The organism is Flavobacterium sp. LHD-80 (assembly GCF_030929605.1).
Classification (GTDB): Bacteria; Bacteroidota; Bacteroidia; order Flavobacteriales; family Flavobacteriaceae; genus Flavobacterium.
This window is the reverse complement of record NZ_JAVFVS010000004.1, coordinates 352912-367668: the sequence shown is the minus strand read 5'-3', so window position 1 is coordinate 367668 and position 14757 is coordinate 352912. Positions and strand designations below refer to the sequence as shown.

The 14757-nt window shown below is 34.3% G+C and carries 6 protein-coding genes; 3 read left to right on the top strand and 3 right to left on the bottom strand.

The features are described 5' to 3' along the window. The first annotated feature begins 55 nt into the window (after nucleotides 1-55). The 3 genes from RB619_RS06140 to RB619_RS06130 all read left to right on the top strand — a co-directional run bounded on the left by RB619_RS06140 (nucleotide 56) and on the right by RB619_RS06130 (nucleotide 8810). A complete protein-coding gene (locus RB619_RS06140) occupies nucleotides 56-2719 on the top strand; it encodes a CHAT domain-containing protein (RefSeq protein WP_308095433.1) in 2664 nt (887 codons plus the stop codon). After that, nucleotides 2671-3108: a retropepsin-like aspartic protease gene (locus tag RB619_RS06135; protein ID WP_308095430.1), complete on the top strand. Its 438-nt coding sequence runs from the start codon at nucleotides 2671-2673 to the stop codon at nucleotides 3106-3108. Before RB619_RS06140 ends, RB619_RS06135 begins: the two co-directional genes overlap by 49 nt. A 92-nt stretch (nucleotides 3109-3200) precedes the next feature. Further along, nucleotides 3201-8810 carry a T9SS type A sorting domain-containing protein gene (locus RB619_RS06130; protein WP_308095428.1) on the top strand — a complete coding sequence of 1870 codons (5610 nt, stop codon included), beginning with the start codon at nucleotides 3201-3203 and terminating at the stop codon, nucleotides 8808-8810. 55 nt (nucleotides 8811-8865) lie between these two features. On the opposite strand, the gene RB619_RS06125 is transcribed toward RB619_RS06130, so the two are convergent. The 3 genes from RB619_RS06125 to RB619_RS06115 form a co-directional block, all read right to left on the bottom strand. Beyond that, a complete protein-coding gene (locus RB619_RS06125; protein WP_308095425.1) occupies nucleotides 8866-10110 on the bottom strand; it encodes a TCR/Tet family MFS transporter in 1245 nt (414 codons plus the stop codon). Between the two features lie 246 nt (nucleotides 10111-10356). Then, entirely contained in the window at nucleotides 10357-13533 is a 3177-nt protein-coding gene (locus tag RB619_RS06120) for an efflux RND transporter permease subunit (RefSeq protein WP_308095422.1), read from the bottom strand. Between the two features lie 150 nt (nucleotides 13534-13683). After that, complete coding sequence (locus tag RB619_RS06115) at nucleotides 13684-14751, bottom strand: efflux RND transporter periplasmic adaptor subunit (RefSeq protein WP_308095419.1); 1068 nt, start codon at nucleotides 14749-14751, stop codon at nucleotides 13684-13686. Between the last annotated feature and the right edge of the window lie 6 nt (nucleotides 14752-14757).

Below are 14757 nucleotides of genomic sequence, written 5' to 3'. Positions count from 1 at the left end.
TAAGCTTATATTGCTTATAATGATTTAACTTTAAAACTATACGCAACAAATCAATATGAACTTATATAACATATATGGTTTAATATTCCTTTTTATAAATCTGAATGTTTTTGGACAGCATCAGGAAGATAAAATTTATACTGCAATTGATAGTTTTGTGGCTCATCCTTCCGCGAAAGCGTTACAAAATTTAAACACTATAGAAAGTGATTTTTGGAAAAATCCGAAACCAAAAACCAAAGATGAATTACTAGCAATTGTGGTTTTAAACTGCAATAAGGCGTATTATGAAAATCAATTTGGGCAAACTCAAAACGCGATTTCGAGTTATGAAAAAGCTTGGCAGATTTATCAGAAACAGAAACTTTCCCAATATGATATAGTTGAATTTTGTTTGAAACCTTTGGGAAATTTATATACCGTTTTGGGCGATTATGATAGTGCCGAAAATACTATAAAACAGTATTTTTTTATTGCGAATACGTCTAAAAATTATCCTGACGCAGAAAAGCAAAAGTTTGCGGCGATTCTGAATTTATCAAATGTTTATCAAAATACAGGCAGAATCATGGTAGCAATTGAACTTTTGGAAAACACTCTAAAAACAGAGAAATTATCGCATTCGGAGAAAGGGATTTTATTGAATAATTTAGGAAATAATTATCTGCTGGGTTTTAAAGGAAATATGATGACGCAGCAACTTTACAAAAAAGCCGAAAATGCATTCAAATCAGCCATTACCTATTTAGAAAACGACCAAGATCATATCGAGAATTTATCTAATTCTTATCGAAATCTTGCAAACGTGAGCAGGCAGACACACCGATTTAAAATTGCCGATTCTTATTTGGAAAAAGCAACAGAACTCTTTCTGAAAATCCCAAATCAGCAACCACGAAAAACGGCAAAACTGTACTATGAAAAAGCATTACTCCTTTGTGATGAAAAAAAGTATGTGGAAAGCACAAAGCAAACGACGGCAGCTTTTAAAATTTTAATTCCAAATTATACTGAAAAAAACATCTTCCCAAACGAAAATCAATTATATTCAGAAACCGTTTTAATGGATATATTAGATTTACAGGCTGCAATTTTTACACATCAAAATCAACTAAAAAAAGCACTTGAAGCCTATAAACTCTCTTTTCATATTGAAGATTTATTAATGAACGGTTTAGTGTATGAAAACTCCAAAATCATTTCACAAGTCCGTGCCAGAAATCGTACTGAAAAATGCATCTTGATTTATGATCGATTGTATAAAAAGGAAAACAAAATTGAATATTTAGAAGACGCTTTTCAATTGGCAGAAAAAACAAAATCAGGGATTTTGAAGAGCCATCTTTCAAATATAAAAAAAGCCTTTGCAGAAGAAAAGCATCTTTTGCAGGAATTTCAAAATGCTAATAATTCAATTTTAAAAGAACAGCAAAAAGGGAATTTGGCGAATATTTCAACTATTAATTCGGCCATAAAAAAGCAAAATGAATTGATGCTTTCGTTAAAGAAAATTCAATCTCAAAATCCAAATTTAATTTCAGAGCATTTCGATTTAAAAACTTTATTTTCAAAACTAGAAAATGACAAAGCGATAATGGTCTATTATTTTATGGGTGTTGAAAACCTGTACTATTTCACCATTCAAAATAACCGAATTATCTTAAATCATTTTGATGTTACTAATAATCCAATTCCAAAAGTTTTAAAATTTCTGGATTATTTCAAATCAGCAGATGCCATTACAAATGACATTGTCGGATATAATTATTATGGGAAAAGTGCCTATGATTTATTAAAATTACCGGCTAATAATGTTTATCAAAACCTCATCATTGTTCCAGACGGAATTTTGAATTTTCTTCCTTTTGAAGCTTTGATTACCAAAGAATCTTCGACAACAAATTTTGCCAAAATGCATTATTTATTGAATGATTTTAAGATTGCTTATAATACATCGGCAAATATTTATCTGAACTCAAAACCGATTTCAAAATCAGAAAAAACGGTTTTAGGCGTATTTCCAGTTTTTGAAAATACTGCTTTTGAATTGAGTTATTCTAAGAAAGAATTGGAATTTATCAGAAGTAATTTTAAAGGAAAATATTTAGAAAATTCAGATGCTAGTTTTTCTAATTTCAGAAATAATGCTTCAAATTATTCCATTTTACATTTGAGTATGCACGCATCGTCTGGTGATATTGAAACGCCGGCAAGCATTAAATTTTATGATCAGGAAATTTTGTATTCTGAATTGTACAATCTGCATATTGATCCCGATTTAGTGGTTTTAAGCGCCTGCGAAACCGGAATTGGAAAATTGTATAAAGCCGAAGGCGCAATGAGCGTTGCAAGAGGTTTTCAGTTTGCCGGCGCACAAAATTTATTGTTTTCTTTATGGAAAGTAAATGATTTCACTACCTCAGTTTTTATGTCTGATTTTTATAAAAACATTAAAAACAAAACTTCCTATTTTGAAGCAAATGCCAATGCAAAACTGGATTACTTAAAAGACAAATCAATTCCGAATGCCAAGAAATCACCTTATTACTGGAGTTCTTTTGTCTATTATGGGTCAATTTCAAAAGAAGATCAATCTGGAAATTATATCTATTATGTAATTAGTTTATTGGCTTTAATTGGCTTATTTTTGATAATCAATCGATACCAAAAATGGAAAATCTTCACGAAGTTCTCAGAGAAAAGGGCTATAAAAAAATAAAATTCAAAGTTATCAAAACCCAACATCTTGCTATAAAAGCAAAAATCAACGGTATTGCTGGAAATTTCATTTTAGATACTGGAGCATCAAATTCCTGTGTTAGTTTTGAATCTATCGAACGCTTTGAATTGGCCGCAAAAAAATCAAAAACAAGAGCATCTGGTGCGGGCGGAACAGGAATGAAAACTCAAATTTCGTCGGAGAATAAATTGCAATTAGGGAGTTGGAAAAACAAAGATTTCAGCATTGTTATTTTTGATTTATCACATGTAAATCAAGCTTTGGAGTCGCATAAAGCAAAACCCGTCCACGGCATTATTGGCGCTGATGTTTTATTAGAAGGAAAAGCGATTATTGATTATTATAATCATTATTTGTATTTAAGATAGAATATTAAAACTTACCCTTTTTACGAGAAACCGTAATTTTAACAATATTTATATTATTATATTTGTTAGGCCATTTTAACAAATCTAATACTATGAAAAAAACTCTACTTTGTTTTCTTTTATTGTTTTCCAATCTTTTTTATGCTCAAGTTGCCTTTATTTCTGTCTGCGAAGGAACATCTTTTAATCTGACTTCTCTTAAAACCGACTTTATTGGCAATTTAAATCCAGCAGAAACAACTGTAACTTATTTTTTAAGTGAGAATGATGCTTTAAGTAATACAAATGCAATTGTAAATCCAACAACTTACAAAGGCTCTGTTGGTACAATAAAAATTTATGGCCGAATTGATAATAATGGCACTATTACTTCCAATTATTTTAATCTGACTACATTTCCCGCTATAAATGTAACTGCTTCACATAAACCAATTTTATGTAAAGGCGAGACTACAGCTTTAAGTCTTAGTTCTTCTGGAGGAAATGCACCTTATCTCTATTCTGTAAACGGAAGCGCTTTTACAACAAATGATTATTACAATAATTTACCTGCTGGAACATATAACATAGAAGTAAAAAGTCAAAATGCTATTTGCCTAAATACTAAACTTACCTATGTTGTTCCTGAACCTACAGCTTTAGTGGCAACATATTCAATTGTGAACCAAAACGTAATAATTGTTACGGCCAACGGAGGAACAGGCCCTTACCAATACTCATTAAATGGAGTAGATTATCAATCTAGTAATGTTTTTTCAAATGCAATTCCTGGAAATTATACTATAAGAGTACGCGATAGTGAAGGTTGTGGCACAACAATAAATGCAACTGTTGTTCCTTTTTTAAATGTAACTGCATTTATCACCAAAGATTTAGATTGTTCCGGCAATGGCAATAATGGAATAATAACGGCAACTGCGACAGGTGGTCAAGGACCTTATACGTATTCAATTGATAACGGATTTAACTATCAGTCATTTAACGTTTTTAATAATTTAAGTGCAGGGACTTACACTATAAAGGCCAAAGATGCTTTAAATTCAGTTACAAATCCATTTGCAATAACAATTGCACCACTTATAAATGTAACAGGTGTTGCGTTAGTTACTAACGCTACTAGTTGTAGCAATGCATCAATTCTTGTTCAGGCAACTTCTGGTCAGGCGCCATTTTATTATTCGATCGATAATGGCCAGACTTTTACCAACAGTAATGTTTTTAATAATTTGGCCACTGGCAATTACGTTTTTTTAATTAAAGACAGTAGAGGCTGTGTTTCAGCTACAATATCTAATACCGTCATGCCTCCATTGCCACCGCCAACAATAACAGCAGCAAACACTCCAGTATCATGCAAAGGTGGAACAACGACTTTAACAATTACTGCTACAGGTGGACGATTACCTTATCAATATTCCATAAATAATGGGGCTTACACTAGCAGCAAAGTTTTTGCCAATCTTCAAGCAGGAAATCATATAATTAAAGTAAAGGATGATACAGGCTGTGCAAGTACGCTTCCTTATACAATTACAGAACCAACAGCTGTAAATGCAGACATGGTAATTGACGGAAATAAAATATCAATTCTAAACGTAACTGGAGGAAGCGGATCATATCTTTATTCGCTAGATAATGGTGTTTTTCAAACCAATAATATTTTTACAAATATTGTGACGGGATCACATCTGGTGAGAGTAAAGGATTCTAATAATTGCGAATCGGGCAGTTTTTGGGCGGAGATTACTAGTCCAATTAGTGCTTCTATTGCAATTACAAAACCCCTAGATTGTACAAGCAATGCAGAAATTGCGGTTACAGCAACTGGCGGATTTACTCCTTACGTTTATTCTATCAACAATGGAACAACATTTCAGACAAGTAATATTTTTACTAATCTAGTCGCTGGAACTTATACTATTACTGTAAAAGACAACGATAATAAATTATATACAAAATCGATAACAATTAGTCCGTTAACGCCAATTTATGCCGATTTTTTAATCGACAAACAAACTTTGACTATTAATGGACAGGCTGGAACTGCGCCTTACCAATATTCTGTAGACGGAAGTTCGTTTCAGGCAAATAATGTTTTCACAAATTTGAGTCCTGGCCAACACCAAGTTTATATAAAAGATTCTAAAGGCTGTCAATCTTTCGCCTTTTTAATAACTATTGAAAATGCAAATCCATTAATCGCTAGCGCTGCTCTTACAAAAGAAGCAGATTGTATTAGTAATGCGAATATCGCTGCTACTGCTACTGGAGGAACGCCTCCATACACTTATTCGATAAATGGAGGAGTGACTTTTCAGTCCACTAATGTTTTTAACAATGTAAATGCAGGAACCTATTCGATTGTGGTTAAAGATGCTAACAACAATTTAGCAACTTCAAACAATTTAACTGTTTTAGCCGTAAGCTCTCCTACAATTTCGGTAACCCAAAGAAATATAAGCTGTTACCAATCCAATGACGGTAGTATAAACATAATTGCTCAAGGAGGAAAAGCACCTTATGTGTACTCAATCAACAATAGTACTTTTGTTGCAACAAATGTTTTTACAAATTTGTTCGCAGGTGTTTATAATGTAACAGTGAAAGATGCAAATGGATGCCTAAATTCCTATTTCATTAATATAGGCGAACCTGATCCTATAGCAATTAATTTAAGCACTACAAAGTCGACTAACGGTAACAATGGAAAAATAACCGTTGACGCAACAGGCGGAGTCGCTCCATATAAGTATGCATTGACAAGTAACGGAATACCATCTAACGTTTTTCAATCTTCAAATATTTTTGACGGTTTACAAACTGGATCGTACAGCGTACAGGTTAAAGATGCCAATGGATGTATTGCAATGCAAATGATTTCGATTATTGATGGGCCACCTCAACTTTTAGTAACTGCTACTGCAACTCAAATTACCTGTACTAATACGGCCGGAAGTATAACAATGAATGCAACAGGCGGAACACCTCCTTACATCTATTCTTTTGATAACGGAACTACTTATACCGCTTCGAATACTTATTATGGATTTCAAGGAACTTATTTAATTAAGGTTAAAGATGCTGAAAATGTTGAAGCAACTACAACAGTTGACTTAGTTGCTCCAACTCCTATTACGGCAACAACCGCAACGCTTATAAAAGCAATAGATTGTACAAGCAATGCAACGGTAATAATAAATGTTGTAGGCGGAACAGGAGCTTACGAATATTCTATTAATGGAAGCGTATATTCACCTAGCAATATTTTTACTGATTTAGGTCCAGGAACATATCAATTTTCGGTAAAAGACGGCGCTAGCTGTATTTCACTTACAAATAATCTAGTCATAGAACCACTTGTTCCCTTAACAGCCAGTGCAACGAATACTGTGTTTTGTAGATCGGAATATGGATCGGTAACTATTACTGCCTCAGGAGGTAGAGCTCCTTATCAATATTCTCTAAAGAATGATATCTATACGAGTAGCAACACTTTTGACCAAGTTTCATCAGGAAATTACACAATCAAAGTCAAAGATGCCAATGATTGTATATTCATTTTACCTTATACAATAATTGAACCAGCAAATATGATAGGACGATTAGTTGTAGAAGGAAAAACCGCAAGTATTGTTGATGTAAGAGGTGGCAGTGGCTCTTATCTTTATTCTCTAAATGATGGTGAATTACAGTCCAGTAATGTTTTTACTAACCTCAGTGGTTCTAATTGGATACTGGTTTATGATTCTTTAGGCTGTTTTGGATTTGCACATTCATTTGTTATTGAAGATCCTACTGCTCTTAAAGCCAAAATTACTATTACAAAACCAATAGATTGCACAACTAATAGTGGTACAATTTCCGTTGCTGCTTCTGGAGGTCAGTCACCATATGAATATTCTATCAATGGAGGAACAAACTACCAAACAAGTAATATTTTCAGTAATCTAACAGCAGGAACTTATACTGTTTGGGTAAAAGATGCCAAAGGCACTGTCAATTTAGAAAACAGTATAACTTTAACATCTACCTCACCTATTATTGCAACAACAACTATTACAAAAGCAATAACCTGTATCGAAAATGCTACTGTTACTGTTACTGCAACTGGAGGAGTTTCTCCATATACTTACTCATCAAATGGCAGTGCTTATCAAACCAACAATATTTTTAATAATCTTGCTGCTGGAAGTTATATTTTTTACATAAAGGATGTTAATGGTTGTATTACAGCAAAAAGTATTACCATATTACAGCCCGAACCGTTATCTTTAGCAAATACCGCTACAAATAGTACAACTGTTAATAGTAATGACGGAAAAATAACAATTACTGCTTCGGGTGGAACCGCTCCTTATTTTTATTCGCTTAAAAATGAATCGGGCATTATATTAATTGCTCCTCAAAGCTCCCCTATTTTCGAAGGTTTATCAGTCGGGAAATATACAATTGAAGTAGTTGATGCAAAAGGATGCCTTGCAAATAAAACAGGAATAACAATTACTTCATCAACTCTTTTTGGTAGCCTTATCATAAAACCTATTACTTGTGCAAGTTTAGGAAGCATAACTGTAAATGCTGCGGGAGGTAAATATCCTCATCAATATTCTTTTGATAATGGCGTTAATTATAGTTCATCTAATATCGCTTCAAATTTACAAGCAGGAAATTATACGATAAAAGTAAAAGATGCAGGAGGAGATATTCTTACCCTTTCTGCTTCTCTAACTGCTGTAAGTCAATTGATCGCTACTACGGCCATTACTTCTCCTATACATTGTAATGGAAGCAAGGATGCTGTGATTCAGGTTACAGTTTCTGAAGGAAAAGCTCCATATGCCTATTCGTTAAATGGAAACGCTTATCAAACTAGCAATATCTTTTCTAATCTGTCTGCTGGCACTCATACAATAGCGGTAAAAGATACTAATGATTGTTCTACTATTATGGCGATTACTATAACTGAACCTAATGTATTAATTTCTACGGCTGAAGTTATTAATCAAACCATTAAGGTAAATGCTACTGGCGGAAGTGGAGGCTATAGATATGCAATATCTCCTAATTTAAATCAGTTTTCAGTAAACAATACCTTCTCTAATTTGACACCGGGAACTTATAGCATTATTACTTCCGATCTAAATGGATGCATTGTAATAATGGATGCTGTTGTTGATCCAATTGCGCCAACAATAAATGGACAAAATAAGTCGACAGTAGAATTTAAAGCAGGACAAACATTGGCAGATTTAGTTATTGACGGGCAAGACATTAAGTGGTACAGCACTCCCGGAAATTCTTCAAGTGGTAAAACAAGCAAATCTACCGCTGAAACTCCTTTGCCTCTAACAACCGTTTTAGTTGATGGAACTACTTATTATGCTTCGCAAACTATTAACGGAATTGAAAGCAAAGAACGTCTTGCTGTAACGGCTAAAGTAAATGGTTCGCTTTCGGCACCTGATTTTAATTTGACTGCTTTCCAGTTTTATCCAAATCCTGTGCAGGATATATTGACAATTAAAAACAATTCTATAATTAATGATGTCGAAATTATTGATGTAACTGGAAAATCTGTTGTCTTCAAGAAAATCAATGATCTGCAATCTGAAATTGATTTATCAAACCTTTCTAGCGGAGTTTATCTGATGAAAGTAAAGTCTGAAGGCAGAGAAAAAACAATAAAAATCATTAAGAAATAATATTTCAAAAGATATAAAAAAAGCCTTCATTTTAGATAATGAAGGCTTTTTCTTTTTATTCTGTCTGATCAACTTCCACTTTTGGAGCTGAATGTTTTTTCAACGAAAAATAAGCAACTACAGTACTCAATAACATTAAAAAACCACCTAAAATAAATGGTGCTCCGGCAAATTTAAATGGCGCATCGCTATGGGTAAAAAAGTAAAATGTGTTGGCCATCATTGGCGGACCAATGATTGAAGACGCACTCATTAAACTTGTCAATGTTCCTTGAATTTCTCCTTGTTCGCTTGGCAATACTTTGCTTGAAACGACAGATTGAAGCGCTGGACCGGCGATTCCGCCAAGGCAATATGGAATCAAAAACACAAACATCATCCAGCTTTCTGTTGCGAAAGCAAACAACAACATTCCGATTGTGTATAATCCCAAACCAATATAAATACTCTTTTCGTTTCCTAATTTCGGGTTAATAAAACGAATCAATCCGCCTTGAACAACTCCAACTAAGAGACCGATTATTCCCAATGAAATTCCGATCATTCTTTCATCCCAATTAAATTGGTAAATAGTAAAAAAACTCCAGTTGCTCTGAACGGCATGCGAACCTACATACAAAAGAAATATCGCTGAAATCAATCCAATTAATTCTGGATGCTTTTTTAATCCTAAAATTGCTCCAACCGGATTAGCTCTTTTCCAGTCAAAAGGTCGGCGGTTTTCTTTTTTAAGTGATTCAGGTAAAATGAAAAATCCGTAAAGGAAATTCACCATACATAAAACTGCCGCTGCATAAAAAGGAACTCGAGAACCATATTGACCTAACAAACCGCCAATAACTGGTCCGATAATAAATCCTAGTCCGAACGCTGCGCCAATTAATCCAAAGTTTTTTGCTCTGTTTTCGGCAGTACTTACATCGGCGATATAAGCAGAAGCTGTCGTAATACTTGCTCCTGTTACTCCAGCAATAATTCTTCCAATAAAAAGCCAAAGAATTGTTGGTGAAAATGCCAGCAGAATATAATCCAATGAAAATCCGAAAAGAGAAATCAAGATTATGGGCCTTCTTCCGAATTTATCACTTAAATTTCCAATGACAGGCGCAAACACGAATTGCGTTATCGCATACGCAAAAGTCAGCCAACCGCCAATTTTTGCCGCTTCACTAATGTCGCCGTGAATCAATTCTTCAATTAATTTCGGAATTACTGGAATAATAATTCCCCATCCCGTAATGTCAATTAACATGGTTATGAAAATGAAACCAATCGCCGCAGATTTATCTTTTTGTAGCATCGTAATTTTAGTAAGTTGATACAAATAAACAGATTTTCGATTAACAATATGAAAACTGTCTATAATTTTTTCACGCAGATTTAATAAAGATTTAAGCAGATAAGCGCAGATCTATTTTAATTGAATCTGCTAAAATCTGCAAAATCTGCGTGAAATATTTTTTACTCTTATTCACAAATAATCAATAAAAAAATCCCAAATTCCAATTAAGGAATCTGGGATTTACAAATCAAAAAATTAAATCTATTAATGCGTATGTTTCGGATTAAAACCGTCTTCGCTTAATTCAGTATGCTCATAATCAGCAACCATTTCAGCTTCGTAATCGATTTTTTCTCCTTTAGAGAATTTCTGAATCAATTTCTCCATGATGTTATAAATTACAGGAACCACGATCAAGGTTAAGAATAATGAAGAAATTAATCCTCCAATAATTACCCAAGCCAATCCGTTTTTCCACTCAGCTCCTGCTCCTTTTGCCAATGCAATTGGGAACATACCAAATACCATCGCAATTGTTGTCATCAAGATTGGACGTAAACGAGCGTGGTTCGCTTGAATCAAAGCAGTTCTGATTGATTCTCCTGCTGCTCTTCTTTGGTTGGTATAATCGACAAGCATGATCGCATTCTTACACACAAGACCAATCAACATGATGATACCTAATATAGTAAAGATATTCAATGAGTTGTTTGTCAACGCCAGTGCTAGCATCGCCCCGATAAACGAAAGCGGAATCGCAAACAATACTACAAATGGGTGCGCGAAACTGTCATACAAACTCACCATTACAAGGTAAACCAAAATAATAGCGGCCAATAAAGCGATTCCTAAAGTACCAAATCCTTCAGATTGGTTTTCTTGGTCACCACCCCAAATGTAGTTTACTCCAGCTGGTTTTTTCAATTTATCCAATTTAACTTGCCATTGTTGTACAATTGTTCCAGATGGTACACCAACGTTTTGTCCTTTTACAGTTACAGACGCCGATTTATCTCTACGCTCTAACTGGCTAGGTCCAGAACCTTCAGTAATATCTGCAAATTGAGACAATTTAATTTGCTGACCAGCATTGTTGATGAAAATCAAGTTGCTAACGTCAGTAATACTTTTTCTGTCGAATGCATTGTATCTAATGTTGATATCGTACTCGTATTCTCCAGCTCTGTATTTACCATCTGTATTTCCGCTAAAAGCAGTTTGCATTGTTAAACCAACAGTTTGAAGTGTCAATCCTAAAGCAGCCATTTTATCACGATCCACTTTTACGTTAATTTCAGGGTTTCCGTCTTCAACAGTTAATTTGATCTCTGTTGTTCCAGGAATTGTACGTAATTCTGCTTCAGCTTGTTTCGCAAAAGCCATTGCAGCTTCTGTTGACGGACCTGTTACAATTAATCCTAAAGTTGCATCTTCAGCAGTACCCAAGATACCAACTGGAACCGTTTTTACTTTTGCTCCAACTAATACTTTTTCTAACTTACGTTTGATTTTTGCTGCATAAACATTCGCGTCATCTGTACGGTCTTTTTGTTCGATCATTTTTACGTCGATCTCTGCTTTGTAAGCAGTAGCTTGAGATGCTCCAAAACCTTCAGAAGTTTGTCCTACAGTTGTAATTTGGCTGTGAACATATTCCTGCGCTTTTAAGTACGCTTCGGCTTTTTGCGTCATGAAGTTCGTTTGTTCTAGCGAAGCATCTTTTGGCATTTCGATTTGTACCAAGAACTCTCCACTATCAGAAGAAGCAAAAAACTCTCCTCCAATGAAACCTCCACCCATTAATCCAACAGTCGAAGCAAAGAATAATACAATTACAACAATAAAAGTTTTAATGTAGTGATCTAAACACCAAGTCAATAAATGAGAAACCCAGTCAGTGAAACGTGTTAAATAGCTTTCGAAACCAAGAATGATTCTTCCAAATAAATTCTTTCCTTCAATATGCTCTAATTTCCCGAAACGAGAAGACAACCAAGGAATAATAGTAAACGAAGCTAATAATGATAACATCGTTGAGATAATTACCGTAACACAAAACTGCGTAATGATGTTAGAAACCAATCCAGAACTCATCGCGATAGGCAAGAATACTACAACAATTACTAATGTAATCGAAGTTACTGTTCCACCAATTTCTGCAGTTCCATCATACGACGCACGGATTCGGCTTTTACCCATTTCCATGTGCCTGTAAATATTCTCCAATACCACAATCGCGTCATCCACAAGAATACCAACAACAAGAGATAAACCAAGTAAACTCATTAAGTTTAATGTATATCCCATTAAATAAATTCCGATGAAAGTTGCAATTAACGATGCAGGAATCGAAACCATTACAATTAATGAGTTTCGAATACTGTGCAAGAAGAACAACATTACAAATGCTACCAGAATTACCGCAATCAATAAATCGTGAACAACAGAATCTGCTGCTTCAAGCGTAAAGATTGTACTGTCTTTTGCAACTTCAAGTTTTAAGCTATTTTCTTTATAGTCTTTTTCAAGTGTTGCAATTGTTTTTAATAATTGCTCACTTACCGCAACCGCATTTGCATCAGATTGTTTGATGATTTGCAATACGATTGCACTTTTTTGATCTACACGAGAGATTTTTTCAGCTACTTTTTGAGTATCCTGAACATCGGCAATATCACTTAAACGAATTTGGATTCCGTTTTGAGAAGAAACCACCAAGTTTCTTAATTCGGCAACACTTTTATATTTACCTGCTAAACGAATTAATATTTTTTGATTTCTAGTTTGAATGTTTCCTGTTGGGAAATCCAAGTTTGAAGTCAAAATATTTTGCTGTACCTGAGGAATAGATAATCCGTAACCTTGCATTTTTACAGCGTCAAGGTTCACCTGAATTTCACGCTCAGAACCACCAATAATGTTTACCTGCGCCACACCTTGTACACGAGATAAAATAGGCGCCACTTTTTTGTCAATTAAGTCATAAAAGGCAGCTTCGTCCATTTTTCCGTTGGCACCAAGCGTCATAATTGGTAAATCACTCAGTGAGAATTTGGTCAATGCCGGCGTTTTTACGTCGTCTGGCAAATCACTAATAATCGCGTTGATTTTTCGCTGTGCATCATTCAAAGAGAAATCGACTTTCGCATTTGATGTCAGCGTGATCGAAACAATCGACAAACTTTCATACGACTTTGAGTCAATCTTTTTTACGTTCTCTAAAGATGCAATCGCATCTTCTATTTTTTTGGTTACGGTATTTTCTACCTCACTTGGAGAAGCTCCAGGATAAACAGTAGAAATGGTAATAACGTTTTGTTCAAATTTTGGGATCAGCTCATAGCCTAATTGGCTGTAACTGAACAATCCACCAAGAGTCAGAATTGTAAACAATACAATTACCAGCGACGGACGTTTTATGGATATTTCGGCTAATTTCATATTTTTTTTATTGCTATAGGCTTTAGGCTGTAGGCTTTAAGCTTTAAGGTTTATGTCGTATTTTTTTATTGCTGTAGACTTTAGGCTGTAAGCTATAGGCTTTTGAAAAAGCTTATTGCCTAAAGCCTATAGCTTAAAGCTTAAAAAAGCTTACTTAATAATTTCTACTGTATTACCGTCTTGTAAGTTGATTTGACCTGTAGTGATAACTTTTTCTCCGTCAGATAATCCGCTGATGATTTCTACTTGATCTCCTAAGATTCTTCCTGCTACAACTTTTTTCAATTTTGCAACACCGTTTTCAGCTACAAAAATTTCGTTACTGCTCACACTTCCAACAAATGCATTTCTAGGAACAACTGTTAAGCTTTGTTTTTGCTGTTTAGATGCAAAATTTGCAGTTCCGTACATACCTGCTTTTAAGTCGTTGTTAGTATTGTTTGCAATTTCAATTTCAACAGGAAAGTTTAAACTTGCATCTGCTTTTGCAGCGATAAAAGTAATTTTCCCTGGGAAAGTTTTATCAGGATAAACACTTGCAGTTACGTTGATATTATCATGTAATTTCAAGCTTGCAACTTGATTTTCGTTTACAGTAACTGTCAATTTTAATTTTGCAGTATTTACAATATCAAATAAAGCAGTTGCAGGCATTCCTGTTAAGATAGAACCTGGCTCAATGTATTTTTTATTGATAAATCCGTTGATTGGTGCCTTTACTTTTGTATCACCAACATTAATATTTGCCTGAGTTAAGTTTGACTGAGCATTTGTTAAAGCCAGTTTTGCCTGATCCAATTGTTGTTTTGTAACACCACCTGTTTTAAAAGCATTCTCATATCTTGCATAATCAGATTTTGCATTATTATAAACGGCTTGAGCTTGTTGCGCATTTACATTAATGATATCACCTCTCATTGTCAATAAAGTCTGACCTACTCTTACGTAATCACCTTCTTTAGCTAAAACACTAATTACTTTTCCAGATTTTTCAGCAGAAAAAGTCAATTCCTGAGTTGGAGCAAAGTTTCCGTTAGCAACGAAATCTAATGAAACTACTTCTGTTTTTACAGGAGTAACTTTTACCGAAACTGCAGCATTTTTTTCCGCTACGATATCTGTTTTTGCCTTATTTTCTTTCTTATTGTTATTTAAAACATATCCAATCACACCCAAAGCTGCGATTATGATTACGATTGTTATAATAGTTTTCTTCATTGTAAT